The sequence below is a fragment of the Pedobacter foliorum genome (genome assembly GCF_013266735.1).
GTDB lineage: Bacteria > Bacteroidota > Bacteroidia > Sphingobacteriales > Sphingobacteriaceae > Pedobacter > Pedobacter foliorum.
In genome coordinates, this window is sequence record NZ_JABSNU010000012.1 from 47,689 (window position 1) to 72,592 (window position 24,904).

26 protein-coding genes are annotated in these 24,904 nt (G+C 37.6%); 6 read left to right on the top strand and 20 right to left on the bottom strand.

All coding sequences use genetic code 11. The features are described 5' to 3' along the window. Nucleotide 1: 1 nt before the first annotated feature. Both ccsA and HQN83_RS19775 read right to left on the bottom strand, forming a co-directional pair. A complete protein-coding gene (ccsA, locus tag HQN83_RS19770) occupies nucleotides 2–661 on the bottom strand; it encodes a cytochrome c biogenesis protein CcsA (protein ID WP_173092600.1) in 660 nt (219 codons plus the stop codon). Nucleotides 662–712: 51 nt separating this feature from the next. Beyond that, entirely contained in the window at nucleotides 713–1,372 is a 660-nt protein-coding gene (locus HQN83_RS19775; protein ID WP_173092602.1) for a heme exporter protein CcmB, read from the bottom strand. Between the two features lie 64 nt (nucleotides 1,373–1,436). On the opposite strand from HQN83_RS19775, the gene HQN83_RS19780 reads away from it, so the two are divergent. Next, on the top strand, nucleotides 1,437–1,988 hold the full coding sequence (locus HQN83_RS19780; protein WP_246254554.1) for a DUF421 domain-containing protein: 552 nt from the start codon (nucleotides 1,437–1,439) through the stop codon (nucleotides 1,986–1,988). 13 nt (nucleotides 1,989–2,001) lie between these two features. On the opposite strand, the gene HQN83_RS19785 is transcribed toward HQN83_RS19780, so the two are convergent. Genes HQN83_RS19785 through HQN83_RS19800 form a run of 4 tightly spaced genes read right to left on the bottom strand, consistent with a single transcriptional unit; the run spans nucleotide 2,002 to nucleotide 4,366 of the window. After that, nucleotides 2,002–2,415, bottom strand: a complete 414-nt coding sequence (locus tag HQN83_RS19785; protein WP_173092604.1) for a hypothetical protein — start codon at nucleotides 2,413–2,415, stop codon at nucleotides 2,002–2,004. A gap of 5 nt (nucleotides 2,416–2,420) precedes the next feature. Beyond that, nucleotides 2,421–2,756 (bottom strand): gliding motility protein GldC, encoded by a 336-nt coding sequence (gene gldC / locus HQN83_RS19790; protein ID WP_048904276.1) that lies wholly within the window; start codon nucleotides 2,754–2,756, stop codon nucleotides 2,421–2,423. After that, nucleotides 2,756–3,034: a hypothetical protein gene (locus HQN83_RS19795; RefSeq protein ID WP_173092606.1), complete on the bottom strand. Its 279-nt coding sequence runs from the start codon at nucleotides 3,032–3,034 to the stop codon at nucleotides 2,756–2,758. The genes gldC and HQN83_RS19795 overlap by 1 nt, the downstream gene beginning before the upstream one ends. 9 nt (nucleotides 3,035–3,043) lie before the next feature. Further along, the gene (locus HQN83_RS19800; protein ID WP_173092608.1) at nucleotides 3,044–4,366 is read right to left on the bottom strand and encodes a DEAD/DEAH box helicase; all 1,323 of its coding nucleotides are present in this window, start codon (nucleotides 4,364–4,366) and stop codon (nucleotides 3,044–3,046) included. Nucleotides 4,367–4,487: 121 nt separating this feature from the next. Between HQN83_RS19800 and HQN83_RS19805 the strand changes: the two genes are divergently transcribed. From HQN83_RS19805 to HQN83_RS19820, 4 genes are all read left to right on the top strand, one after another. Beyond that, nucleotides 4,488–5,822 (top strand): dihydroorotase, encoded by a 1,335-nt coding sequence (locus HQN83_RS19805; protein ID WP_173092610.1) that lies wholly within the window; start codon nucleotides 4,488–4,490, stop codon nucleotides 5,820–5,822. After that, the gene (locus HQN83_RS19810; RefSeq protein WP_173092612.1) at nucleotides 5,822–6,898 is read left to right on the top strand and encodes a DUF3810 domain-containing protein; all 1,077 of its coding nucleotides are present in this window, start codon (nucleotides 5,822–5,824) and stop codon (nucleotides 6,896–6,898) included. Before HQN83_RS19805 ends, HQN83_RS19810 begins: the two co-directional genes overlap by 1 nt. An 82-nt stretch (nucleotides 6,899–6,980) precedes the next feature. Continuing rightward, the gene (gene dnaK, locus HQN83_RS19815) at nucleotides 6,981–8,870 is read left to right on the top strand and encodes a molecular chaperone DnaK (RefSeq protein ID WP_173092614.1); all 1,890 of its coding nucleotides are present in this window, start codon (nucleotides 6,981–6,983) and stop codon (nucleotides 8,868–8,870) included. A gap of 35 nt (nucleotides 8,871–8,905) precedes the next feature. Next, the gene (locus HQN83_RS19820) at nucleotides 8,906–9,763 is read left to right on the top strand and encodes a zinc dependent phospholipase C family protein (protein ID WP_173092616.1); all 858 of its coding nucleotides are present in this window, start codon (nucleotides 8,906–8,908) and stop codon (nucleotides 9,761–9,763) included. A 5-nt stretch (nucleotides 9,764–9,768) separates the two neighbouring features. On the opposite strand, the gene HQN83_RS19825 is transcribed toward HQN83_RS19820, so the two are convergent. From HQN83_RS19825 to HQN83_RS19875, 11 genes are all read right to left on the bottom strand, one after another. Further along, entirely contained in the window at nucleotides 9,769–10,461 is a 693-nt protein-coding gene (locus tag HQN83_RS19825) for a DedA family protein (RefSeq protein ID WP_173092618.1), read from the bottom strand. An 81-nt stretch (nucleotides 10,462–10,542) separates the two neighbouring features. Then, on the bottom strand, nucleotides 10,543–11,223 hold the full coding sequence (locus HQN83_RS19830; protein WP_173092620.1) for a DUF4397 domain-containing protein: 681 nt from the start codon (nucleotides 11,221–11,223) through the stop codon (nucleotides 10,543–10,545). 87 nt (nucleotides 11,224–11,310) lie between these two features. Further along, a complete protein-coding gene (dnaN, locus tag HQN83_RS19835) occupies nucleotides 11,311–12,435 on the bottom strand; it encodes a DNA polymerase III subunit beta (RefSeq protein WP_173092622.1) in 1,125 nt (374 codons plus the stop codon). A gap of 34 nt (nucleotides 12,436–12,469) precedes the next feature. Beyond that, nucleotides 12,470–14,128 (bottom strand): gliding motility-associated ABC transporter substrate-binding protein GldG, encoded by a 1,659-nt coding sequence (gldG, locus tag HQN83_RS19840; RefSeq protein ID WP_317172523.1) that lies wholly within the window; start codon nucleotides 14,126–14,128, stop codon nucleotides 12,470–12,472. Between the two features lie 17 nt (nucleotides 14,129–14,145). Next, the gene (gene gldF / locus HQN83_RS19845) at nucleotides 14,146–14,874 is read right to left on the bottom strand and encodes a gliding motility-associated ABC transporter permease subunit GldF (protein ID WP_173092626.1); all 729 of its coding nucleotides are present in this window, start codon (nucleotides 14,872–14,874) and stop codon (nucleotides 14,146–14,148) included. Between the two features lie 10 nt (nucleotides 14,875–14,884). Beyond that, on the bottom strand, nucleotides 14,885–15,406 hold the full coding sequence (locus tag HQN83_RS19850) for an outer membrane beta-barrel protein (protein WP_173092628.1): 522 nt from the start codon (nucleotides 15,404–15,406) through the stop codon (nucleotides 14,885–14,887). A 101-nt stretch (nucleotides 15,407–15,507) separates the two neighbouring features. Next, entirely contained in the window at nucleotides 15,508–16,257 is a 750-nt protein-coding gene (locus tag HQN83_RS19855) for an ABC transporter ATP-binding protein (protein WP_173092630.1), read from the bottom strand. Further along, complete coding sequence (locus tag HQN83_RS19860) at nucleotides 16,254–17,120, bottom strand: ABC transporter permease (RefSeq protein WP_173092632.1); 867 nt, start codon at nucleotides 17,118–17,120, stop codon at nucleotides 16,254–16,256. Before HQN83_RS19860 ends, HQN83_RS19855 begins: the two co-directional genes overlap by 4 nt. Beyond that, nucleotides 17,121–18,086, bottom strand: a complete 966-nt coding sequence (locus tag HQN83_RS19865) for an ABC transporter substrate-binding protein (protein ID WP_173092634.1) — start codon at nucleotides 18,084–18,086, stop codon at nucleotides 17,121–17,123. It abuts the gene before it with no gap. 132 nt (nucleotides 18,087–18,218) lie between these two features. Continuing rightward, a complete protein-coding gene (locus HQN83_RS19870) occupies nucleotides 18,219–18,758 on the bottom strand; it encodes a hypothetical protein (protein ID WP_173092636.1) in 540 nt (179 codons plus the stop codon). A 230-nt stretch (nucleotides 18,759–18,988) separates the two neighbouring features. After that, nucleotides 18,989–19,696, bottom strand: a complete 708-nt coding sequence (locus tag HQN83_RS19875) for an ATP-binding cassette domain-containing protein (RefSeq protein WP_173092638.1) — start codon at nucleotides 19,694–19,696, stop codon at nucleotides 18,989–18,991. Nucleotides 19,697–19,801: 105 nt separating this feature from the next. Here HQN83_RS19875 and HQN83_RS19880 point away from each other — a divergent pair, with 105 nt between their 5' ends. Continuing rightward, nucleotides 19,802–21,283 (top strand): glycine--tRNA ligase, encoded by a 1,482-nt coding sequence (locus HQN83_RS19880; RefSeq protein ID WP_173092640.1) that lies wholly within the window; start codon nucleotides 19,802–19,804, stop codon nucleotides 21,281–21,283. Between the two features lie 273 nt (nucleotides 21,284–21,556). Here the strand turns inward: HQN83_RS19880 and HQN83_RS19885 are convergent, their stop codons facing one another. The 3 genes from HQN83_RS19885 to HQN83_RS19895 are packed head-to-tail and all read right to left on the bottom strand — an operon-like array spanning nucleotide 21,557 to nucleotide 24,902. Beyond that, the gene (locus HQN83_RS19885) at nucleotides 21,557–22,303 is read right to left on the bottom strand and encodes a succinate dehydrogenase/fumarate reductase iron-sulfur subunit (RefSeq protein ID WP_173092642.1); all 747 of its coding nucleotides are present in this window, start codon (nucleotides 22,301–22,303) and stop codon (nucleotides 21,557–21,559) included. Between the two features lie 8 nt (nucleotides 22,304–22,311). Further along, nucleotides 22,312–24,228 (bottom strand): fumarate reductase/succinate dehydrogenase flavoprotein subunit, encoded by a 1,917-nt coding sequence (locus HQN83_RS19890; protein WP_173092644.1) that lies wholly within the window; start codon nucleotides 24,226–24,228, stop codon nucleotides 22,312–22,314. Continuing rightward, entirely contained in the window at nucleotides 24,219–24,902 is a 684-nt protein-coding gene (locus HQN83_RS19895) for a succinate dehydrogenase cytochrome b subunit (RefSeq protein ID WP_173092646.1), read from the bottom strand. Before HQN83_RS19895 ends, HQN83_RS19890 begins: the two co-directional genes overlap by 10 nt. Nucleotides 24,903–24,904 lie beyond the last annotated feature (2 nt).

The following is a 24,904-nucleotide window of genomic DNA, read 5'->3' on the forward strand; positions in this document are numbered from 1 at the left end:
CTTATAAATTTTGTTTGTTTTCTATTGTACGGATTCTGAATCTAATGGTATAAATCCAATAGCCAATTATTGACCAACCAATAAAAGCCGGATATAAAACAGCGCGCATACGGCTGTCTAAATCATAACTATTAAAGCCCGGATTACCTCCGTTTCCGGGGTGTAGAGAGTCAGATAAACGAGGCAATACCATTATGAGTACCACCATCATCGGAAACGCGAAAATATTGTATATGGCTGATATTTTGGCCCTTTTTTGTTGCTCATCTATTGCATTTCTTAGAACCAGATATGCAAAATATAAAAGTATAGCTACTGCTGTAAAGTTCTGTTTCACATCAAAACTCCAGAACTGTCCCCAGGTAAATTTAGCCCAAATTGCGCCTGTTACTAAACCAAGTATACTAAAAACGATCCCCACATTTACACTTTCTACCGCTCTGATATCGTCAGCTTCTTTTCCGTATAACAAGTTCTTAATACTGTAGAATACTGAAATTGAGAACAAGGTAAGCATGGCAAACCACATAGGTACGTGAAAATACAGGTTACGTATTGTTTCATTTAGTATAGCTAAATGAGGTACACCTAAAAGTAATCCTGCAATGGCGGTATATATAACTAATACCGACCCTAAAATTTTCCACCAAAGTTTGTTCATTATATAGGCTTAATTGTAACAAAGGTAATAACTGGCCTGTGCATTTCCCACTTAATCTCTCCATAGATATGGAAAAAGTAGTAAGGTTACTGCAGCAACCAGAGCATTTATGATTAAAAGCAAACCAATTTCATCCAAACTTACGCTTCGGTCTAGTCCATCTATTGCATTTTTTGTCAATTTTATCAGCACAATCAGCACCGGTATAATAACCGGGAAGCTCAATATAGCCATCAACATACCGCCATTACCTGCCTTTGAGGCAATTGCGGAAATCATTGTAAAAATAGTTGAGAAACTTAAGCTACCCAATACAGTTGCAACAATGTAAAGTCCAAGATCCTGAGGCACATAATCAAATACCATCATGTAAAAAAACAATGCTATAAGGGTAAGCAGCATCATCAAAAGCACATTATAAATTGTTTTTGAAATGATGAGTGCTAAAGGACTTGCTATCGTATAAATGTATAGCTGCTGACCTTTACTTTCATGTAAAAACCCTTTCGAAACTGCATTTATAGAGGCAAAGAGCATGATAATCCAAAACAATGCATTCCAGGTAACCGGAACAATACTGACAAAAGACAAGAAACAAACAAAAACGGTTGATACTACATAAAGCAGAACGCCATTAAGTGCATATTTCGAGCGCCATTCCAGCAGTACCTCTTTCTTAATTAAATATTTTACCTGGTGTAGTAATTGCATGCTGTGGCAAAGATAATTTTTAATCGCTTATTTTCGAGCTATGTGAATGTTTTGTAAACTAAATATGAATATTATTGTAGTAGAAAATGAATCCCAGGCTATGAATGAGTATTTAGATATCATATTAAGGAGTCTTGCAGTTTATGCGTTTATGCTTGTAGCCATTCGCTTAACCGGCAAAAAGGAGCTCTCCCAGCTTAACACTACCGATGTAGTATTGATTTTACTCATCAGTAATGCCGTTCAAAACGCCATGGTAGGCAATAACACAAGCCTTTTAGGAGGATTGGTTGCCGCAGCAGTATTATTTGCTTTAAACTTCGCTTTAAAAAAACTCATGTTTAAAAGCAAGAAGCTGAGAGATCTTATCTCCCAGCATCCTGAAATCCTTATCCATAATGGCAAATTAAATTTCGACAAGCTCGGCAAATTGGATATTACCAACGAGGAGCTTGAAGAAGCCATGAGGGAACATGGAATTGAAAAATATAAAGATGTAAAACTCGCTATTCTTGAAGTAGATGGAAATATCAGTATCATCAGTGGAGATGACCAACTGAAGCATACTCAGTTTAAAAGAAAAAACAAACACAAATCACTTGGTGATTTGAATTAATCTCCTCTTTTATCTACTTAACTTCGGCAACTTCACTTACCACAATAACCTTTGGTTTTCTTACGGTAATTAAAATAAATGCTCCTGCAGTAATAACATACCAACCCCATTTATATTTCACCATACCAGCACCAAAATTGATCAGCTTGGTAAAATGAAGAAAGCTAAATGAATCGTGTGCTTTAAAGTATATACCGGCCAAAGTGATCAGGACTAAAGCAACTCCACCCCAACCGGCAAGTTTTATTAGTCCGGCCTTATTGGCAAATGCACCTATTAAGCCAATTAATACCAGTACGTAAAAAGCAATGGCTAACCTCTGGTCAATATCAAAATAATTCCAGTTGCCAATAATTGGAATACGCATCAGTGGACACATCCCTCCTACGGCCATAATTACTGACCCTATAATTCCTTGCAGTCTCATTTTGCTTATCCCTGAGTGTTGATTCCCATTTTATCAGCAAAATGCGCGCAATAATCACGCAAATCTTCAACTATAAGTGTTTCTCCGGTAGCTTTTAAAAAACTATCGCCCATAGTTTGTAGTGTTTCATAAAAAAAACGCTTCATCTCATCAACAGGCATATCTTTAGTCCAAAGGTCAATACGCATTGAGTTTTTATAGTTATGATCCCATAATGCAAGCATCATAGACTTAACCGGAACTTGTTCCTGAGTTTGTGCATCTGTAGATTCCCAAAGAATATTATCAGGAACATTATTATCGTCTAACTGAACGGTGATTTTAATTTCTGCTTGCTTCATTAACTTATACTAGCTTTTATTATAAATATTAAAATGGTGATGAAAATAACTAACATGCCTTCTACAACCCATAGTTTTTTTAGGTTTAAAATAAACCTTCTGAAAATTTGATCGGAGATGAAAGCAACAATTGCGGTTAAAAAACTAAATCCTACCAAAATCCCCGTAATATCTACATATTTAGGATTCCCCTCTTCTTTCTTATTTATCAACAGTAGCACAGCGATAACCAGACAAATGGCAGAAACAATATTAAGGGGTGTCAGTTTTACTTTCAATTTCTTAAACTATTTTTTGAATTTCTTCTTTTTCCACGCAGGCTGCTTGTTTGTTTTATTTCTTGCAGCAGCTGCAATTGCGGCAGCATGTTTTTTCTCATGGAAAGCGCCTTTAAAATCAGGATCTTCTTTACGCTTTTGATCGTCAATAGCACGATTTATAGCCTGTTTCTCCTCATAAGGTGTTTCTTCCACAAAAACTTCCGATGGCAAAGGTACAACAGGGATCTCCTGTCTTATTAATTTTTGTATTTTCTCAATGTAATATTTTTCGGCAGGCGTATAAAAAGTAAGTGCATCTCCTTTAGAATAAGCTCTTCCGGTACGGCCAATTCTATGTACATAATCTTCAATGATGATTGGTACATCAAAATTAATTACATGACTTACTTCCGAAACATCTATACCTCTTGATGCCACATCGGTTGCAACCAATACTCTGATATTACCTTCTTTAAAATTATTTATAGAGTTAATCCTTGTATTCTGGCCTTTATTAGCATGAATTACTCTAACAGCCTCTGCTCCAAACCTACGCTCAATAAAACTAAAAATATTATCGGCTACAGTCTTTGTTTTACAGAAAATGATCAGTCTTTTAAATTCCTCATCATTTTTCATTAAGTGCTGCAACAGGTTAATCTTTGTTTTAAAGTTTGGCACTTCATACAAAGTTTGTGTAACCGTTGCTGCTGGCGTTGCCTGCTCCGCTACCTCAATTATAGTTGGGTGCTTTAAAAAGTCACCAGCGATCTTTTGCACAAGATTACTCATTGTTGCCGAAAACAAAAGGTTTTGCCTTTTGCGCGGTACAACCTCTAGAATTCTATGAATAGAGCCAATAAAGCCCATATCCATCATTTTATCTGCCTCATCAAGCACCAAAAACTTTAAGTATTGGGTATTGATATGTCCTGCCAGATAAATATCTAAAAATCTCCCTGGGGTAGCTACAATAATATCAACACCGGCTTTAATTTGTTCAATTTGAGTTTTAGGCCCAAGTCCTCCATAAACAACGACAGTACGCAGATCTGTATACTTAGAAAAGATCTGGATATGTTCAGTAATTTGCATTGCAAGCTCTCTTGTTGGAGCTAATATTAATGCGCGTGCAGAATCACCCTGCGCATATTTCAATTGCATCAAAATAGGCAAAACATAGGCGGCAGTTTTACCTGTTCCGGTTTCAGCAATACCAAAAATATCCTGACCGGATAATACAGGTGCTATTGCTTTTTCTTGTATTGGAGTTGCAACAGTAAATCCTGCATCGGCAACAGCATTTAAAATCTGTCGATTAAGGTTAAACTCTTCGAATTTTTTGGGCATTCGGCAAAAATAGTCAAAATTTATTTACTGACCTGTGGTTTTTAACTAGCACATTATTCCGACTTCTGTTTTTATTGTGAGCATAGCGGCATCAAAGAAATTTTTATTTAAGTTTGACACCATGAATACCATACTGATAAAAGCTGCTTCAATTGTAAATGAAGGCCGAATAGTAGTCGCCGACGTACTCATCAAGGCTGGGTTTATTGAAAAAATTGCACCTAACATTGATGAACCTGCCGATCAGGAAATCAATGCCGAAGGATTACATCTCTTTCCTGGAATGATAGATGACCAAGTCCATTTCAGAGAACCAGGGCTTACTGACAAGGCAGATATTTTTTCTGAAAGTATGGCTGCAGTAGCTGGTGGGATTACTTCCTTTATGGAAATGCCTAACACAATTCCTAACACGTTAACGCAGGAATTACTAGCAGATAAGTACCAGATTGCATCTGAAATGTCACTTGCCAACTACTCCTTTTTTATGGGTGCATCAAACACCAATATTGAAGAGGTGCTAAAAACTGATCCAAAAAATGTTTGTGGAATTAAAGTTTTTATGGGCTCTTCAACGGGCAATATGTTGGTCGATAATGAAACCGTCTTAGAAAACATTTTCAAAGAAGCTCCAATGTTGGTAGCAACTCATTGTGAGGATGAGGCAACCATACGAGCTAACATGGCCTTGTACAAAGAAAAGTATGGAGAGAACATCACTATTGATATGCATCCACTTATCAGAAGTGCCGAAGCTTGTTATATTTCTTCATCGATGGCTATTGAACTTGCAAAAAAACATGGAACCCGCCTACATATTTTACACATATCAACGGGTAGAGAGGTTGCGTTATTTGACAATATAACTCCTTTAAAGGATAAGAAAATCACAGCAGAAGCCTGCATTCATCATCTATGGTTTGATGACAAGGATTACGCTACCAAAGGAAACTGGATAAAATGGAACCCTGCTGTAAAAACAGCGGAAGATAAGGATGCCATTCTAAAAGGAGTACTTGACAATTACATCGATGTTATAGCTACTGACCATGCCCCACATACCATTCCTGAAAAGGAACAGTCTTACCTGAAAGCTCCTTCTGGCGGTCCATTAGTACAACATGCATTGCCTGCTTTATTTGAAATGTACCATCAAAAAAAGATCACCTTAGAAAAGATAGCTGAAAAAACGGCACACAATGTCGCTACTTGTTTCAATATCGACAAAAGAGGTTTCATCAGAGAAGGCTATTGGGCAGATCTTGTTTTGGTAAACTTGAATGATCCATTCAAAGTAACCAGACAAAATGTGCTTTACAAATGTGGTTGGTCGCCTTTTGAAGGCCAAACATTCCAGGCAGAAGTAACCCACACCTTTGTGTCGGGTAATCTTGCTTATCAAAAAGGACGATTCATGACTAGAGAAAACGGAAAAAGACTAACCTTTAACAGGTAATGAATGTAGCTTATAAACCTGAAATACGGAAGTTTGTTATCCTGTTATCTCTTTCAGTAATTGTATTTATAGCGGGCTTTTTTAATCAGCTTATTGAAAACATTTACTCCGAAGGGATTTACCAGATCAGCTCAGTTGCTCAGCGATTTATAAGCTCATTAGTTCCTTTTGCACTTGGCGATTTTCTTTATTTGCTGCTAATTCTTTTTGTCATCTGGAGCTTATTTCTATTCTATAAAAAGATAGTAGTCAAATCATTAAAAAAAGAAGATCGAGTAAGAATACCATTACAGGTACTCAACTTTATTCTTATTCTTTATTTACTCTTTAAAATCCTTTGGGGACTAAATTATTCGCGCCCCTCTATCTCTAAACAGCTGGGTATAAGCGATGAGAAATACAATACTACTGAACTTGTTTTGCTTGGAAAATTCTTCATTAACAAATTGAATCATCTCCAGAAAGTCCAAAAAACGAGGTCCAGTATTACTGAATTAGAGACTAAAGCGAAAGCAGGATATGATAAAATGGAGCAAACAAACCCCATTTTTAAATATCGTAGTCCTGCTGTAAAGCCTGTTTTAAACAGTTGGATAGTAACTAAAATTGGTATTGAAGGGTATTACAATCCACTTTCGGGAGAGGCCAACGTAAATACCAGACTGCCTTCAATCTCTTTACCTTTTGTTACTTGTCACGAAATAGCTCATCAGCTTGGCATCGGTCGCGAAGATGAGGCAAATCTTATCGGTTATTTGGTTGCATCAAACAGTACCGATCCTAATTTTCAATATTCTGCATCTTATGCAATGTTAAAAAGCATCCTTTTTGAGATCAGAATTAAATCTCAAGAAGATTATGATACGCTTTATGCCACTATAAATGCAGGCACCATACAGGATTTCAAAAACGATCGTGATTTTTGGCGCAAGTATAATAACGAGATGTTTGGGTATCTTGATGTTGCTTTCGACAGGTTCTTAAAGCTAAACAACCAACAGAAAGGTACCGATAGCTATCAGGACATTGTTCTTTGGCTTTACAACATCCATAAAAAGGAACTGCGAAATCAATAAAAGGTCATAATAACCTAATTTGCCACAAACAAATTCATTCTAATTAAGAATTACCTTAAAACATTCCTAAATTTGCCAAACTATGGCAAAAATATCCATCAACCTGGCAACAGGCTCATTGCAACAAGAAGAGATCATCGTTGGAATTGATTTAGGAACAACTAACAGTCTGGTTGCCTTTATCGATCCGGACAAAAACCCGAAGGTAATAAATGACACGGGCAAAGGTTTACTGGTTCCTTCTGTTGTACACTTTAATGCGCAAGGTGATGCTTTAGTAGGTAATGATGCCAAAGGGTTTTTAATTACCGATCCTTCAAACACCATATTTTCGGTTAAACGTTTACTTGGAAGGTCATACAAGGATGTAGCCAGTCATCAGGATACTTTCTCCTATAAAATAATTGATGATGAGAATGATTCTCTGGTAAAAATTAAAGCCGGCAACAAATTCTACACACCAATTGAATTATCTGCAGAGATTTTAAAAGAGCTTAAGGCAAGAGCAGAACATGCACTTAAAACGCCCGTAAACAGAGCCGTAATTACTGTTCCAGCATATTTTAACGACAGTCAGAGACAAGCAACCCGCGATGCAGGTAAACTTGCTGGCCTTGATGTTCTAAGAATTGTAAACGAGCCTACCGCGGCTAGTTTGGCATATGGATTAGGTTTGGATCCTACTCAACAAAAAACTATAGCCGTTTATGACTTAGGTGGAGGAACCTTCGATGTTTCTATACTTTCTATTCAAAATGGAATATTTGAAGTTTTATCAACTAATGGCAATACCTTTTTAGGTGGCGATGATTTTGACCGTGCTATAGTTCATTATTGGATAGAAAAAAACAAATTAAACAAAGAAGACCTTGCTGCTGATTCAAGCTTAATGCAAGCCTTAAGGTTAAAGGCAGAAGAAGCTAAAAAAGCTTTAACCACTCAAAACCTGTTTAATGAAAACCTCGCCTATGGTGAGCTCAACGAAGTTAAACTTGGCGAAATTTGGTGCTCTATAGATAAACAAACTTTTGAGCAATTGATTGCAGCCAAAGTTGAAGAAACCATAACCTCATGTAAGCAAGCTTTAAGCGATGCTAAATTAACTATAGAAAACATTGATGAGGTAGTACTTGTAGGAGGCTCTACACGTAGTCCATATGTTAAAAAACAAGTTGCTGATTTCTTTGGCCGAATACCCCATGACCAGATCAACCCTGATGAAGTAGTTGCCTTAGGAGCAGCTATACAAGCTGATATTCTGGCGGGGAATAGATCTGACATACTTTTGCTTGATGTAACTCCTTTATCATTGGGAATTGAAACCATGGGTGGCTTAATGGATGTAATTATTCCAAGAAATGCAAAGGTTCCAACAAAAGCGGGCAGACAATATACCACATCAATTGACGGACAGGTAAACATGAAAATCTCCGTATTTCAGGGAGAGCGTGATCTTGTTCAGGAAAACAGAAAACTTGCTGAGTTTGACCTTAAAGGTATTCCATCGATGCCGGCCGGCTTACCAAAAGTAGACATCAATTTCCTTTTAAACGCTGATGGTATTTTAACCGTACAGGCTATTGAATTACGCTCTGGTGTAAAACAAGAAATAGACATTACACCTAGTTATGGCCTTACCGATGAAACTGTTGAAAAAATGTTGATTGACAGTATTACTCATGCAAAAAGCGATGTTGAACAAAGAATGCTGATTGAAGCCAGAAGTGAAGGTGAACAATTGACATACACAGCTGAGCGCTTCATTGAAAAACACGGCACTTTCCTTACAGCCGACGAAATCTCAAATACTAATATTCATATTGCCGCACTAAAAGAAGCGCTGGCTAAAGCAGATAAAGATGAAATTCTTAAGAAAGCTGATGAATTAAATGAATTTACACGTCCGTTTGCAGAACGAGTTATGGATGTAGCTGTTTCTTCTGCAATGAAAGGGAAAAGCATAGACAAATAACCACCATAAAGGTTTCTTTATATAGTTTTACGGAAATGAAATACACTTTTATTTCCGTAATGCTCATTACAGCATTAATGCTGTTCAGTTCCTGGGGCTTCTTTGCCCACGTTAAAATTAACGAACTCGCAGTTTTCACACTCCCCACTGGTATTAGCCGATTCTATAAGGCTAACATACAGTATATCTCTGATCATGCAGTTGACCCCGATAAACGTAGATATGCTGATACAGCAGAGGCTCCACGACATTATCTTGATGTTGAATTATATGAACAGAATATAGATAGCATTCCTCGCAAATGGGATGATGCAGTTGAAAAGTACGGCAAGGAACAATTGACCAAGAATGGCATCCTTCCATGGCAAATTCAAAAAAGCTATTATAAACTTGTAAATGCCTTTAAAAGCAGGGATTCGTTAAAAATCCTAATCTACTCTGCCTATCTGGGGCACTATATTGCTGATGCTCATGTACCTTTGCATACTACGCAAAACCATAACGGTCAACTAACCAATCAGGTTGGTATTCATACTTTTTGGGAGAGCAGGCTCCCTGAACTATTTTCTCAGGATTATAACTATCTGGTAGGAAAAGCAAAGTACATTGAAAATCCACTTACTGAAACATGGGATGTAATAACACATAGCTTAGTGGATTCTGTTTTAGTACTGGAGGCAGATTTAAACAACACATTTCCAGGATACAGAAAATATAGCTTTTCAGAAAGAAACAATCAGGTGCTTAAACAATACTCATTAGAATACGCAACAGCCTACCATAACATGATGAACAATATGGTTGAAAAGCAAATGAAATCTGCTATACTAACTATTGGCTCATTCTGGTACTCTGCATGGGTTGACGCAGGTCAACCCCTACTCGAAAACTAGCTTTATTATGCTATTTTATCAGTTTGCTCTTCAACAGCAGCCTCTTGTTTTACTTCTTTCTTTTTAAACTTAGATTTTAAAGCAGCAAAAACAGCTGGGAAGAAAGTAACTACAGCAATCACAACGATTACGATATCAAAATTGTTTTTAACTACCGGAATCTGACCCAATAAGAATCCTGCAAGTAACAAACTAGCTATCCAGGCTACACCACCAATGATGTTAAAGAAGGTAAATCTTCCGAAAGGCATTTTAGCCACGCCAGCAACAAATGGAGCTATAGTTCTAAAAATAGGTAAGAAACGGCTAAAAATGATGGCTTTACCGCCATGCTTTTCAAAAAAGATATGTGATTGATTGTAATATTCGAGTTTCAATATTTTGTTACTCTCCTTAAACACCTTCACTCCAAAAAAACTACCTAGCTTATAATTCAAGGAATTACCAGCAATGGCAGCTATAATTAATAAGATTAACATTACCCAAATGCTTAAGCCTGTGTTACCACCGGCAATTAAAGCACCCATAGCGAATAACAAAGAATCGCCCGGTAAAAATGGGGTAACTACAAAACCTGTTTCGGCAAAAATGATTAAGAAAAGAATGGCGTATGTCCAATTCTGATAATCTCTAATGATCTCCTCCAGATGCTTATCAATATGAAGAAGAAAGTCTATTAAGAAAGTGAAAAATTCCAAGTTTTATAAATTAAGCCCAAAAATAAAAATATCATGGCAATAACCATGATATTTTTAACCTTAGTAATGTCATTTAATTAATTATTGTGCGATGATATGTCCGGTCAACTCAGTTGCCGATGCACCATCCACCCATATGGTATAATTCTTATTAGCAAGAAAATTTCCTCCAATCTCAGGTGAGGTAGTTACATCGGTAGCTTTAAATGTAAACTTGGTTCCAGGATCTACATCAATATAAGATGAGGCACTTCCAAAAGGTATCCCAGTTAAAAGACTTGAAGTGCCCGACATAACTGAAATTGAATTATTTAAAAGATAATTTAAATGAATAAACCTAACCTTTGCTTTACCCGCAACCAACGATGGTTTCATATCATCATTAATAATTGTTGCCATAAGTGATTCCTCAAGTGTTGTCTGATTTTTCACCTTGATATAAAAAGTTGTTGCATAAACACCGATTGGAACACCTACAAGCTGTGTAGCGGCATTAGCTGTCCCACTTACGGTACCAGCATCTGCAAATGCAAATTGACTACTTCCAGAACTTACAGTAATGTATGGAGTAGCCTCGCCATAAGGAATGGCGGCAGCATTTCTTTTAGTTCCATTTAAGTAAAACTCTTGTGAATTTGATCCTTTTACGGTATTAACAGCCTTAACATATGCATCTCCAACAGGATCCGGTTTTGGCGCCTTAAAACACGAGCTTAAAAAGAGAACGCCTAGTGTTAGACTTAAAAAGAATGATTTTTTCATAGTAGTATTTTTAAACTTAAAACAATTCTAATCTAAACAGCAATGACTTGGTCAAAAACCAAGCCATTACAAATATTTAAATGAGTATTAATTATAATTATTTAACATTACCGGCATAACCAGCATCAAAACATCTTCGTTCTCATCATTGGTTTGAGGAATTAACAAACCTGCACGATTTGGCGTTGAAAGTTCTAATGTAACTTCCTCTCCGCTCAAATTACTTAACATTTCAATTAAGAAACGTGCATTAAATCCAATCTCCAAATCTTCACCTTCGTACTGGCAGCTTAAACGCTCATGAGCTTCATTAGCAAAATCTAAATCCTCAGAAGATATGTTTAATTCGCTTCCATTGATTTTTAATCTTACCTGGTGAGTTGTTTTATTAGCAAAAATAACTACCCTACGTAGTGTATTCAAGAATAAAGCTCTGTCAATCACCAATTTATTAGGATTATTAGCAGGAATAACCGCTTCGTAATCCGGATAACGCTCATCGATTAAACGACAAACAAGGTTTATATTTTCAAATTTAAAGAAAGCACTTGTTGCATTGTAATCAACAGAAACATTCACATCTGTTGAAGGTAAAGCTGCTTTCAATAAAGTTAATGCCTTTTTGGGAAGGATAAAAGAAGACGACTTATCGGCTTTGCTATCCATACGTCTGTATCTTACCAATTTATGAGCATCAGTTGCAACAAAAGTGATATGTTCTTCAGACAATTGACAGAAAACACCAGTCATTGCCGGTCTCAACTCGTCATTACTTACCGCAAAAATAGTTTTGGTAATTGCCTCTGTTAATACCGATGCAGGTAAATTTACTGATGAAGCATTTTCAACTACAGGTATTTTTGGAAAATCATCTCCATTTTCGCCACTTAGTTTATATTTACCATCTCCGGCGCTTATCTCAATAGAGAATGAAGCATCATCAATGTTAAAAGAAATAGGCTGATCTGGTAACGTTTTTAAAGTATCTAACAATATTCTTGCTGGTACAGCTACTTTACCACCCTCTTTAGATTCAACAGCCAAAGAAGTGGTCATGCTGGTTTGTAAGTCCGTTGCAGATATAGTTAAATTTCCGTCTTTAATTTCAAATAAGAAATTTTCCAATATAGGCAAAACAGTACTGCTGCTCGAAGCACCATTTACTGTTTGCAAATGTTTTAATAACGTTGATGTGGATACAATAAATCTCATAGTATGATCTTGTCAGTTCTCAAAAATATAAAAATTACCTTGCATACTTATGCTTGCGGTAATAATGTTGAAAAATCGCGAACGATATTAACAATAGTAAAGGAAAAACAACATTAATTAGCTGCCATTGCAACTTTTCGGTACGCAAACGCACCTTATCCAACAGCCTGATCTTAACTTCTTTATTACGTAAAGCGATCAAATTGTCGTCATTAGATAAAAAGTCTGCAATATTTAATAACAATGCCTTATTTCCGTAGTTTCTTTCTGTATATCTGTCAAATCCCAATGGAAAAACAGAACCATCTCTCGCACTTATCTGATTTTTGAAGATATCTCCGTCTCCAATCACAATCATTTTAGTCGGCTTGCTTTCTGCAGGAAGATTATATGTCTCAGTAATTCCGGCAGGTACAGACCTATTCAGAAAAACTGATGGAAATTTACCTTCTATAACCACCCCAACAGTATGCGGTTTACTCGCATATTCACGCGGATTCGGTTGTTCCGCAACCATTTGCAGAGAAAGCATTTTAGGTGTATTATGCACTTTATTGTAAGCCGAAGTTTGCAAGATCACCTTTTTACTAAGCCCCTTTACTCCTATAGTATCAACAGTACTTACAAACTCACTCCTTATACCATCAATATTTTTCACAAGGTTATTTGAAGTATCAGGCATCAGTATTGGATAAAACACCCAAGGTGCCATCTGAATTTGGCCCTGCTGACCGCCCATACTCAAAGGAATTTCAGCACAATTGGCATCTGCAATAAGGTTATAATTAACCCTCGCGCCATACATAAACAGCATGTCATCAAGGTTCAGCTTTTTATTAAATGCAAGCTGCTCACCTGCGCCTCTTAAGCTATCCAAACTGGCACTCACCTGATCAATAGACCACACTACCCTACCCCCATTCATTACAAAATAATTGATCTTGTATTTTTCTGCTTCAGTAAATTCCTTTTCCGGTTTGGCAATAACCAATACTTTCAATTTATCTAATCCTGCCTTATCAATCTGATTCAGATTTACCCTGCCCGCATCATAACTCTCCGACAAAGTTTTTATCGCATCACTCAAAAACAAATCTGAAAGCTCTCCATTCCCTTCTGTAAAACCTATCCTTGGATGCTGACCGCTCAATACCTTTTGAATGGCCGAGGTAAATATGTACTCGAGGTTCTGAATAGAATTATTGATGTTCTCTTCGTAATTACCTGAGGCATCCAGATTTTGCAACAATTTAACCGACAACTGATGATCATTACCTTCAACAATTGCCATCGGAAATATAGTTTTCTGTGCAAATCCATTATCGTTCTTAATATTTAGAGTAGTAGGTTCTACCCCTATTTGATACAAATGATTGATAACAGTATCCTGTTCAGCTCCCGATAATCCTGATATCGGATCAACAAACTCGATGTTAATATCTGTACCCGAATATGCTTTATAATCAGCTAACAAATCTTTTGTTGCATTTCTTAGCCGTTTAAAAGCAGCAGGTAAATCCCCATCCAAAAAAACTGTAATAGTTATTGGTTTTGTAGCCTCTTTTAAAATCGTTTTAGACTTAGAAGTGAGTGTAAAACGCTTCTCTTTGGTAAAATCTATTCTAGTATAAATGTACTGTGCTGCTACATTCAGCACTATTAATCCGATTACAAAGGCAAGTAATCTTACCATTTTATTCTCCCTCAACTTTACCATTTCCGACCTCCTATTACCAGTTTAGTAATACCTAAAAAGAACAGCACAAAAGTGATGAAATAAATAAGGTCGCGGGTATCTAAAACGCCCCTGCTTATAGATTGATAATGCTCGTTTACACTTAAGCCTAGAAAAACAGTTTCCAGATAACGCATAGCGAAGATTTTGCTCAAAGCATCAAAGCCACTGTAAGCTATAAAACAGATAAATACCGCCACAGCAAAGGCAATAACCTGATTTTTAGTAATTGAAGAAGCAAATATTCCAATCGCCACAAATGAACTTCCCAATAACACTAGCCCTAAGTAAGACCCAATTACCGCACCTGTATCAATATTTCCAACCGGCATACCCAGTTTATAAATAGAGTAATAATAGATTAATGTTGGTATTAATGAAACCAACACCAAAACGAAGCAAGCAAAATACTTAGCCAAAATGATCTGCCAATCGGTTAAAGGACGCGATGCTAGTAAAACGTAAGTACCTTCACGTCTTTCTTCGGCAAATGAACGCATAGTAATTGCAGGAATAAGAAACATAAACAGAAATGGTGCAAGGCTAAAAAAGCCTGTCAGTTCAGCATAACCATATTCCAGTATAGAGGTATCAGGAAAAAACCAAAGCAATAATCCCGAAGCCAATAAAAAAACACCAATGGTTATGTAAGCCATTAATGAGTTTAACAAGCTGAATAATTCTCTTTTAAAAACTGCGTACATTAATTTGCTTCTAAAAATTATATCCGGCCCTTATGCCAATAAACGATATTGTACCGGTATTTTTAGTCCAGCTTTCATATCTGGCTCCTATATCTAACGAGCCGTTACTCGACACCGGAATTTCGAAACCCAAACCTGGAGTATAAATAAAAGAAGCACCACTTCCACTAGTTGTAGCAATGGATGAACCGACCTCAGCTGTTCCGTATATATTTTGAGTAAGGAAATACCTGGCACCAACTTTAATTGGTATAAAGCTTTGCATGTATTTCAATGTACCTATCGTCTGTTTACCATTAAATTTAATATACCCTACATTTCCGGTGATGTTTAACGATGTGGATACCGGATGTTGATAAAGTATTGAACCTCCTACTCCATAATTTGCAAAATCTCCAAAATCACCAATAGGTAAACCTAAATCAAGTCCTATCCCCAATCTTGGTTCAGCAGCCTGGGCACTTGATTGTGCATGGGTATTGGTAAACAAGAAAAGCATAAGTAAAACAGTAGAGAAGAATATTTTTTTCATTAGTTAAATTTCAATGAGTTGCAATATTATAAAATATACCCATGATAACAAAAAGGCAGTCTCAGATAAACCTCTTTTCTTTCAATGCTAGAGTTAATGATTTAAAAAAACCAGTTAAACAATTCCTCTTGAGTTAATGCATGCTTTTCGGCTGCACTCTTATCGTACTTTATCGCACCCTCGGACAATTGGATAATACGATTACCGTAGGTAAAAGCGTCCTTTAAATTATGAGTAACAAGCATAGCTGTCAGTTTAAAATCTTTAATCAGGTGGTCAGCTGTTTGCATTACCACTTGTGCCGATTTAGGGTCTAGTGCAGCTGATGGTTCATCCAACAACAGAATTTTGCAATCATCCATCACACTCATCAATAGGGTAAGTGCCTGCCGCTGTCCACCTGAAAGGGTACCCATTAGTTGTCCGGTTTTATTTTCCAACCCCATGTTCAACACAGCTATTCTTTCTTTCACCAGTGTTTTAAAAGCATTGGTTGCTCCCACATTAAACCCTTTAGGCTTGGTGCGTAGCGCGGCCAATCTAAAATTATCCAAAATACTCAGATCAGGTGCCGTACCACTCAGCGGATTTTGAAAAACTCGTGCAACCCAGGGACTGCGATTATAATCTGCCAATTTACTTACATCTTTCCCATTAAAGCTAATAGCGCCTCTTGTGGGCACAACACTTCCCGAAATCAAGTCCATTAATGTTGATTTTCCCGATCCATTTGACCCAACAACAATTACATAATCACCTGCGGCAATATGCAAATTAATCCCATTGATGGCATCTACTTGATTAGGTTGACCTTTATTAAAAGTTTTATAGAGTGAATCTATTCTGATCATACTTCCCTCCTGAATAAACGTGGTAATCCAACTATCAGCAGGACAAACGTGGAAGTAACAGCCTTCAGATAGAGGGGATTTACGCCCGTACTTAAGGTAAATGCCAATACCATTTGAAAAACAATAGCACCACCGAGCACTAACAGCAGATTCAGCCATACAGAAGTAATGCTCAGTGAACGAATTAAAGTTTCCGCAATAATAACCGAACCCAGGCCTGATATCACCACTCCAATACCCATACTAATATCAGCAAATCCTTGCCATTGGGTGATGAGGTAACCGCTCAGCGCGGTTAAGGCATTAGCCAAAGCCAACCCAATGATCTTCATTTTATCCGTATTAACCCCCAATGCCCGGATCATACTTTCACTATTACCTGTAGCCCGCATGGCAATACCGAAGTCCGTTTTTAACAAATAGCCAATAAATAAAGTAACTATCGCAATAAAAGCCAATACAATCCAAAAAGTATTCAGGTTAGTATCAGTACTAATATCTACAAGGGTAAATAGTGAGGGTAAATTGCTTAGAGGCAAATTAGAACGCCCCATAATGGTAAGATTAAGGGAATACAGCGCTGTCATCACCAAGATCCCTGCAAGTAGGGCATTTACTTTTAATTTGGTATGGATTAATCCTGTCAGTGCCCCCGCTACCGCACCTACCCCAATAACTACCGGTAAAATTAAATATGTTGGTTGGTTATTTGTCAACATCACCGCGGTAACTGCTCCTCCCAGGGTATAGCTTCCATCGGTAGTAATATCAGGAATATTAAAGATCTTCATGGAGATATAAATTCCCAACGCAAGACTCCCATAACAAAGCCCCTGTACTAAGGCAGTGAGGTAAAAATCCATTTATTTTAAAGCATCAAAATTAGCAGAAACAGTAATATGGTATTTAGCTGCAACAGTTGGATTATACACCCGCTTCCTTATTTTCACCATTTCAGGCTTTAAGCCAACCGTATCCCCTTTCAGGTACCTCGCCGCTTGCTCACCTGCCTGATAACCCCATTGGTAAATATCTGCACCGAAGGCCGCTACAGCTCCGCGTTTAACCAAACCAGCCTCGCTCGTAAAAATGGGTACAGATTTCTGGTCGCAGCTTTTAACTATTGTTTCAAATGAGGCGAATACCACATTATCAGGAAGGGCAAAAAAAGCGTCAATATTTTTAGTCAATAATGACTGAGTAATGAGTTGAGCGTCGGCCGAAGTAACAACCGGAGTAGCCAATATCGTGATGTTATTCTTTGCAGCTATGACTTCAATCCTTTTCAATGCATCTGCTGATTGCGGTTCAGCATCATTATAAATTACGCCCACCTTAAGTTTGCCTGTTGCAGGTTTCAGCAATTGCGGAATCAGTAAAAAAGAAGTGTCAATATAGTTCAAATCTTCTACAGCGCCATATAAATTACTTGGGGCTCTGCCATCTTTATCCAATACACCCATAAGTTTAGGTGTTGGCGATACCATAGCAAAAATAGGGATCATCTTTGTTTTCTGAATAGAGGACAAAGTTGATAATGTGGTACTTGTGGCCAGTATATCAACCGGCTTATTAATATAATAGTTTACTATTTGCACAAGGGTTGGTATACTGCCCTGTCCATTACGATATTCAATTTTCAAGGTATGATTAGCTTCACTAAAGCCATCTTTCTGAAGGGCATCGGTAAAACCAGCACGGGCCTGGGCAATAGTAGTATCTTCAAAAGCGTCAATAAAACCAACAACGGGTACTTTTTTGTCGCCAGATGAGCAGCCGGCAAGAAGATGAATTAAAAAAAATACGGCGATGTTTCTAAGCAGTTTCATATATGCTAAGTTAAATATTTTTGTTGATTTTTGGGCTAGCTACCTATTAATCGAATATGGAAAACTAGAATTAAAAAAGCCATCCCATAAATTTATGAGACGGCTTTCTAATTCTTTTTCGGTAAATACTGACTACAAACCGAAGTTATATGCTAATCTAAGTCCGATGAAAGAACTAGTGTGCGAATTAGCTGACCATCCTTCATAACGTCCACCCAATTCAATAGCTCCACCGTCAGAAACCGGAAACTCTATACCAATACCAGGAGCGTAAGCAAATGCAGTAGAACCTCCCGATTCAGTAGAGAAAGCAGCACCAAGCTCACCACCTATATAAAAGTTCTCAGCCACAAAGTATCTTGCACCTGCTTTAACTGGTACATACCCAGCACTACCACCTTTATACGTTACACCACCAATATTAACGTCTTTACCTTTAAAATTTAAATAACCTGCACTACCTGTTAAATTCAAGTTAGCAGCTACAGGATGTTGGTACAATAATGAACCACCATAACCTAATTTAGTTACATCACCAAATGTACCCATTGGAAATGCAAACTCAGCTCCAATACCTAACTTTGGACCTGTCATAGCAACATCTTTTTGTGCCTTAACGCTTGAAAACGCAAAAAGACCTGCAATAGCTGTTAGTAAAAATACTTTTTTCATTTCTGTTTAATTTAAATTGTATAATTAATTATATAACTTTTACCCTTAGACACAAAAACTTGGCCAATAGTTACAAAGAATAAAACCATACAGTAAATAATTATTAACAAAAGCAACCTTCTGAAAAACAAAACATTAGGAAAAACAGCCCTTAATTACGATTCTGATAAACACAAACGTTTTTAACCAAACCGACAGATAATTCAGTTATTAACAACTGACTTATCTTATTAAGAAGTCAATTTTCTAAAAATATCCTCTAGTGATGACGATTGGTGTTGCCTTTTAAGTTCAGTAATTTCAGCATTTGCTACAATTTTTCCTTTATTAAGGATGATAACTTCATCGCAAACTGCTTCAACTTCTTGCATAATATGGGTTGAAAGGATCACTGTTTTGTCTTTTCCCAATTTCTTTATGAGCTCTCTAATATCGGTTAACTGATTAGGATCCAGTCCCGATGTAGGCTCATCAAGTATTAAAATCGCAGGATTATGGATAATCGCCTGTGCCAAACCTACCCGTTGTTTATAGCCTTTAGAAAGCATATTTATCTTTTTATGCTGCTCAGCCGTTAAACCAACAGCTTCAATAGTTTCTTTAACTTTTTGCTCCGGCTGCTGTAATTTATAAGTATTGGCAACAAACAATAAAAACTCCTTTACGTACATATCTGTATATAAAGGTGTATTTTCAGGCAGATAACCTATAATACGCCTTACATCGATACTTTGAGTCTGAGAATCAAATCCACACAGTTGAGCAGAACCTGAAGTAGGCTTAAGATAACCGGTAAGCATGCGCATTGTGGTAGACTTACCTGCTCCATTAGGACCCAAAAAGCCCAATATCTTACCCGGCTTAGCTTCAAAGCTAACTTCATCGACAGCCTTTTGCTTATCGTAATATTTAGACAAATACTGTACTTTAATGCTCAATTTATTTAATTTTTACGTTTGCGGGAGAGATCATTTTCAAAAGTAGAAAAAACACCACTGCATTCATGGAAACCATTAAAATATTTTATCTAAGTTTGCATCATTATGGCAAAAAACACTAACGACGAGCAATTTAAAAATGTAATATCACACGCCAAGGAATATGGTTTTGTATTCCAAAGCAGCGAAATTTATGATGGACTAAGTGCTGTATATGATTACGGGCAGTTAGGAGCAGAATTAAAAAACAACATCAAAACATATTGGTGGAAAGCCATGGTACAAATGCATGAAAACATTGTAGGTATTGATTCTGCAATATTTATGCATCCAAAAATATGGAAAGCAAGTGGTCACGTTGATGGCTTTAACGATCCAATGATCGATAATAAAGACTCAAAAAAACGTTACCGTGCTGATCAGTTATTAGAAGATAAGATTGCCCGTTACGAAAAAGACGGCAAAACAGATAAAGCTGCAAAGCTGCAAGCTGATATGGATGAGGCCTTAAAAGCTGAAAACCTACAGGAATTAAAAACACTAATTGAGCAACACGAAATTGCCTGCCCTGTAAGCGGAACTAAGAACTGGACTGATGTACGTCAGTTTAACTTAATGTTTAGCACCCAGTTCGGGGCTATGGCCGAAGGAGCAGAAGAAATATATTTACGTCCTGAAACTGCACAGGGTATCTTTGTAAACTTCCTTAATGTTCAAAAATCGGGAAGAATGAAGATTCCTTTTGGAATTGCACAAATAGGAAAAGCTTTCAGAAATGAAGTAATTGCCCGTCAGTTCATCATGCGTATGCGTGAATTTGAACAAATGGAAATGCAATTCTTTGTGCGCCCTGGAGAAGATGAAAAATGGTTCGCTTATTGGAAAGAAGCTCGTTTAAAATGGCACCTGGCTTTAGGTACATCTGCAGAAAAATACAGATACCACGACCATGTTAAACTTGCTCACTATGCTAATGCAGCTACTGACATTGAATTTGAATTCCCGTTTGGCTTTAAAGAAGTAGAAGGTATTCACAGCCGTACAGATTTCGATCTTTCTCAACACCAGGAGTTCTCTGGCAAGAAAATGCAATATTTCGACAATGACCTTAACGAAGAAGGAAAACCATATGGTAACTATGTGCCTTATGTAATCGAGACTTCAATTGGTTTAGATCGTATGTTCTTGTTAACCATGATCAATGCTTTTGAAGAGCAGGATTTGAGTGAGGGAGAAAAACAAGACAGCAGAACATTGTTACGCTTACATCCTTGCCTTGCTCCTGTTAAAGTAGCAATTTTCCCACTTACTAAAAAAGACGGTTTACCGGAAAAAGCAAGGGAAATCATGAACAGCTTAAAGCTGGATTTCAATTGCGTATACGAAGAGAAAGATGCTATTGGTAAACGTTACCGCAGACAAGATGCCATTGGTACTCCTTTCTGCTTAACAATTGACCATCAGACATTGGAAGACAATACTGTAACCATTCGTCATCGTGATACAATGGAGCAGCAACGTATTGAAATTAAAGATCTTCAATCATTAATTGAAAGCAAAACAAGCTGGAAGAACTTGTTGAGGTAGGTGAGGTAATTTGTGAGGTAAGTTTTGTTACGATAACAGCATTAATATAAGACACAAGCATTGTTAATAGTATAAAAGGAGGGTGTATCACGAATTTATGATACACCCTCCTTTTGCATTATCGTCATCCTGAATTTATTTCAGGACCCCTCAAGAGAAAAGAAGCCCAGCTAGTGCGAGGTCCTGAAATAAATTCAGGATGACGAACGCTTTAAGCCTCCCACTCTTATTATTTCTTGAAAGCACTCTTATCATTTCTTCAAAGCATTATTATTACTTCTTCAAAACACTACTAATCGAATACTCCCAGTTCATTCGTGCAATATTAAGAACCGAAATCTGTTGCGGACACTCTACCTCACAGGCCTCCGTATTACTACAGTGCCCAAAATTCTCATCGTCCATTTGCTTTACCATAGACTGCACCCTCTTCCTCGATTCCATTTTTCCTTGCGGCAGTTTTGCCAAATGAGAAATTTTAGCCGATGTAAATAAAGCCGCGCTAGAATTCTTACAAGTTGCAACACACGCCCCACATCCTATACAGGCAGCAGAATCAAATGCCGACTCGGCCTGTTCATGGGTAATAGGAATTCCATTTGCTTCCGGTGCCTGGCCAGTATTTACTGAAACAAAACCACCGGCCATAATAATCCTGTCAAAAGCAGATCTATCAACCCTTAAATCCCTTTTTATCGGAAAAGCAACAGCTCTAAAAGGCTCTACATAAATGGTATCCCCGTCCTTAAACTCGCGCATATGAAGCTGACAGGTTGTAAGATTTGCTATTGGGCCATGCGCCTGTCCATTAATCATCATACCACACTGGCCGCAAATTCCCTCCCTGCAATCATGATCAAACTCTACAGGTCGGTCTCCTTTTAAAATCAACTGCTCATTAAGGGTATCCATCATCTCCAGAAAGGACATATGTGGAATCACATTATCAAGTTCATAATCTACCAGTTTACCTTCGCTGGCAGCATCACTTTGTCTCCAAATTTTTAGATATAACTTCATAAGCCCATTTATTTATAGCTTCTTACCGCCAGTTCAACATTTTCAAATTGCAATGGTTCAGGAATCAACAGTTCTTCCTGCCCTTCTCCCTGCCATTTCCAGGCAGAAACAAAACAGAACTTTTCGTCGTTCCTTAAAGCCTCTCCTTCAGGAGTTTGATATTCTTCCCTAAAATGGGCACCACAAGATTCTTCACGAGTTAAGGCATCCTGACACATCAAATCTGCCACTTCAAGATAGTCGCCAATGCGGCCTGCTTTTTCCAGCTCCCCATTCATTTCATCCTCTCCACCCGGAACTTTGAGATCGCTATAGAAATCCTCTCTTAACTTTTTTATTTCGGTTATGGCATGAATCAACCCATCTTTACTTCTTGATAAGCCACAATAATCATACAATAGCTTACCTAAAGTTTTATGGTAGTAATCGGCAGTTTTGTTTCCATTTATAGCCAATAGCTTACCTAAATAAGCACGAACCTGCACCTCAGCATCAACAAATGCCTGATGATCTGTTGGTAATCTTTCCGATTTAATTTCACCAGCCAGATAATTCGAAACCGTATAGGGGGCAATAAAATAACCATCAACGCAAGCTTGTAGCAATGAATTAGCGCCTAATCTGTTGGCACCATGATCAGCAAAATTGGCTTCACCCAGAGCGAATAATCCTGGAATAGTAGTCATCAATTCATAATCAATCCACAATCCTCCCATAGAAAAATGAGCGGCCGGAGAAATCATCATTGGCTCTACATAAGCATCAGTGGCCGTAATTTTACGATACATATCAAACAAATTCCCATACTTTTCTTTAATGCGCCCTTTACCTTGCTCCTTAATTGCTTTAGAAAAATCAAGATAAACAGCGTTTCTTTGAGGACCAACCCCAAAACCTGCATCTATTCGCTCCTTTGCAGCTCTCGAAGAAATATCACGAGGAGCAAGATTACCAAAAGCAGGGTATCTTCTTTCCAAATAATAATCACGTTCTGCTTCAGGAATATCATTTGGCTTCCTGTTTTCCGAAGACTTTAGCGGCACCCAAATCCTGCCATCATTCCGCAGCGACTCAGACATTAGCGTAAGTTTAGATTGATAATCGCCAGACTGCGGTAATGATGTAGGGTGTACCTGCGTCCAACTTGGGCAAGCCATTAATGCACCTTTTTTATGAGCACGCCATATGGCAGAAGCATTACATCCCATTGCAAGAGTAGACAAGTAATAGATCTTCCCAAAACCACCTGTTGCTAAAATCACAGCATGTGCACTATGCCGTTCAATTTCTCCCGTATCCAGATTTCGCACAATAATACCTCTTGCCTTTCCATCAATCACCACCAAATCCAACATTTCATGCCTTGTGTAAAGCTTTATGGTCTTTGCGGCAACCTGTCGCATTAGTGCCTGATAGGAACCTAAAAGCAACTGTTGTCCCGTTTGTCCCCTCGCGTAAAAAGTTCGGCTTACCTGTACCCCACCAAACGACCTGTTATTTAAATAACCTCCATATTCTCTACCAAAAGGAACACCTTGAGCAACTGCCTGATCTATTAATTGCGCCGAACATTCGGCCAGTCTATAAACATTAGCTTCGCGCGATCTAAAGTCGCCTCCCTTAATTGTATCATAGAACATGCGATAAACACTATCTCCATCATTCTTATAGTTCTTAGCTGCGTTTACGCCACCCTGTGCAGCAACTGAGTGTGCTCGCCTTGCAGAATCCTGAAAACAGAAGGATTTAACATTATATCCCATTTCAGCTAATGATGCAGCGGCAGCACTACCTGCCAATCCGGTTCCAACCACAATGATGTCCATTTTTTTCCTGTTGGCAGGATTAACCAGCTTAGCGTGGTCTTTATAGAAACTCCATTTATCCTTTAATGGTCCCGGTGGTATTTTAGCGTTCAGTTCCATAAAACATGTTGAGTTAAGTAAATATAAATTGGAATAATAGCAAAACCAATGGTAATTATATAGCAATAGCCTATACCAAAAACCCGTACCCACGAAACATATTTAGGATGATACAGACCCAGCGATCTTGCTGCACTGTAAAAGCCATGCAATAGGTGATAGCCCAGCGCAAACATGGATAACACATAAAACAGCACATACCACCAATCCTGATACGCAGCAATCACTATTGCATACAGATCTTTATGTCCATTTTCATCTTTTGGCAAACTTCCAAACTTGTACTGATACCAAAAATCCTTAAAATGAAAGACTAGAAATATCAGGATCAATGTGCCTAGAATCCCCATATTTCTTGAATACCATCTACTAGCCTTTCCTCTGTTATCTACCGCATATTTTCCGGCTGTTTTGTTATTTTTAAGTGTAATAACCAATGCATCCAGGCAATGAATAATAATAGATGCATAAAGAACATATGAAATAATCTTTATAAAAATATTGCCAGAGAGTAACTGAGAATAGCCATTAAAACTCTGCTTTGCCTGTTCGGCAGGCAATAATAGTTGCAAATTCCCAAGCAAATGAATGACAAGAAAAAAGCACAGGAATAATCCCGTAAGCGCCATCAGTGTTTTGCGCATCAGCGTAGATGCTCTGTTTTTACTATCCATAA

What these genes read in the sequence shown, in the direction of transcription:
- gldF (WP_173092626.1), bottom strand. Translation starts at nt 14,874, where the DNA reads ATGTACGCAGTTTTTAAAAGAGAATTATTCAGCTTGTTAAACTCATTA.
- HQN83_RS19860 (WP_173092632.1), bottom strand. Translation starts at nt 17,120, where the DNA reads ATGGATTTTTACCTCACTGCCTTAGTACAGGGGCTTTGTTATGGGAGT.
- HQN83_RS19820 (WP_173092616.1), top strand. Translation starts at nt 8,906, where the DNA reads ATGAAATACACTTTTATTTCCGTAATGCTCATTACAGCATTAATGCTG.
- HQN83_RS19890 (WP_173092644.1), bottom strand. Translation starts at nt 24,228, where the DNA reads ATGGAACTGAACGCTAAAATACCACCGGGACCATTAAAGGATAAATGG.
- dnaK (WP_173092614.1), top strand. Translation starts at nt 6,981, where the DNA reads ATGGCAAAAATATCCATCAACCTGGCAACAGGCTCATTGCAACAAGAA.
- HQN83_RS19855 (WP_173092630.1), bottom strand. Translation starts at nt 16,257, where the DNA reads ATGATCAGAATAGATTCACTCTATAAAACTTTTAATAAAGGTCAACCT.
- HQN83_RS19780 (WP_246254554.1), top strand. Translation starts at nt 1,437, where the DNA reads ATGAATATTATTGTAGTAGAAAATGAATCCCAGGCTATGAATGAGTAT.
- gldC (WP_048904276.1), bottom strand. Translation starts at nt 2,756, where the DNA reads ATGAAGCAAGCAGAAATTAAAATCACCGTTCAGTTAGACGATAATAAT.
- HQN83_RS19805 (WP_173092610.1), top strand. Translation starts at nt 4,488, where the DNA reads ATGAATACCATACTGATAAAAGCTGCTTCAATTGTAAATGAAGGCCGA.
- HQN83_RS19830 (WP_173092620.1), bottom strand. Translation starts at nt 11,223, where the DNA reads ATGAAAAAATCATTCTTTTTAAGTCTAACACTAGGCGTTCTCTTTTTA.
- HQN83_RS19785 (WP_173092604.1), bottom strand. Translation starts at nt 2,415, where the DNA reads ATGAGACTGCAAGGAATTATAGGGTCAGTAATTATGGCCGTAGGAGGG.
- HQN83_RS19870 (WP_173092636.1), bottom strand. Translation starts at nt 18,758, where the DNA reads ATGAAAAAAGTATTTTTACTAACAGCTATTGCAGGTCTTTTTGCGTTT.
- dnaN (WP_173092622.1), bottom strand. Translation starts at nt 12,435, where the DNA reads ATGAGATTTATTGTATCCACATCAACGTTATTAAAACATTTGCAAACA.
- ccsA (WP_173092600.1), bottom strand. Translation starts at nt 661, where the DNA reads ATGAACAAACTTTGGTGGAAAATTTTAGGGTCGGTATTAGTTATATAT.
- HQN83_RS19865 (WP_173092634.1), bottom strand. Translation starts at nt 18,086, where the DNA reads ATGAAACTGCTTAGAAACATCGCCGTATTTTTTTTAATTCATCTTCTT.
- gldG (WP_317172523.1), bottom strand. Translation starts at nt 14,128, where the DNA reads ATGGTAAGATTACTTGCCTTTGTAATCGGATTAATAGTGCTGAATGTA.
- HQN83_RS19775 (WP_173092602.1), bottom strand. Translation starts at nt 1,372, where the DNA reads ATGCAATTACTACACCAGGTAAAATATTTAATTAAGAAAGAGGTACTG.
- HQN83_RS19850 (WP_173092628.1), bottom strand. Translation starts at nt 15,406, where the DNA reads ATGAAAAAAATATTCTTCTCTACTGTTTTACTTATGCTTTTCTTGTTT.
- HQN83_RS19810 (WP_173092612.1), top strand. Translation starts at nt 5,822, where the DNA reads ATGAATGTAGCTTATAAACCTGAAATACGGAAGTTTGTTATCCTGTTA.
- HQN83_RS19885 (WP_173092642.1), bottom strand. Translation starts at nt 22,303, where the DNA reads ATGAAGTTATATCTAAAAATTTGGAGACAAAGTGATGCTGCCAGCGAA.
- HQN83_RS19895 (WP_173092646.1), bottom strand. Translation starts at nt 24,902, where the DNA reads ATGGATAGTAAAAACAGAGCATCTACGCTGATGCGCAAAACACTGATG.
- HQN83_RS19800 (WP_173092608.1), bottom strand. Translation starts at nt 4,366, where the DNA reads ATGCCCAAAAAATTCGAAGAGTTTAACCTTAATCGACAGATTTTAAAT.
- HQN83_RS19880 (WP_173092640.1), top strand. Translation starts at nt 19,802, where the DNA reads ATGGCAAAAAACACTAACGACGAGCAATTTAAAAATGTAATATCACAC.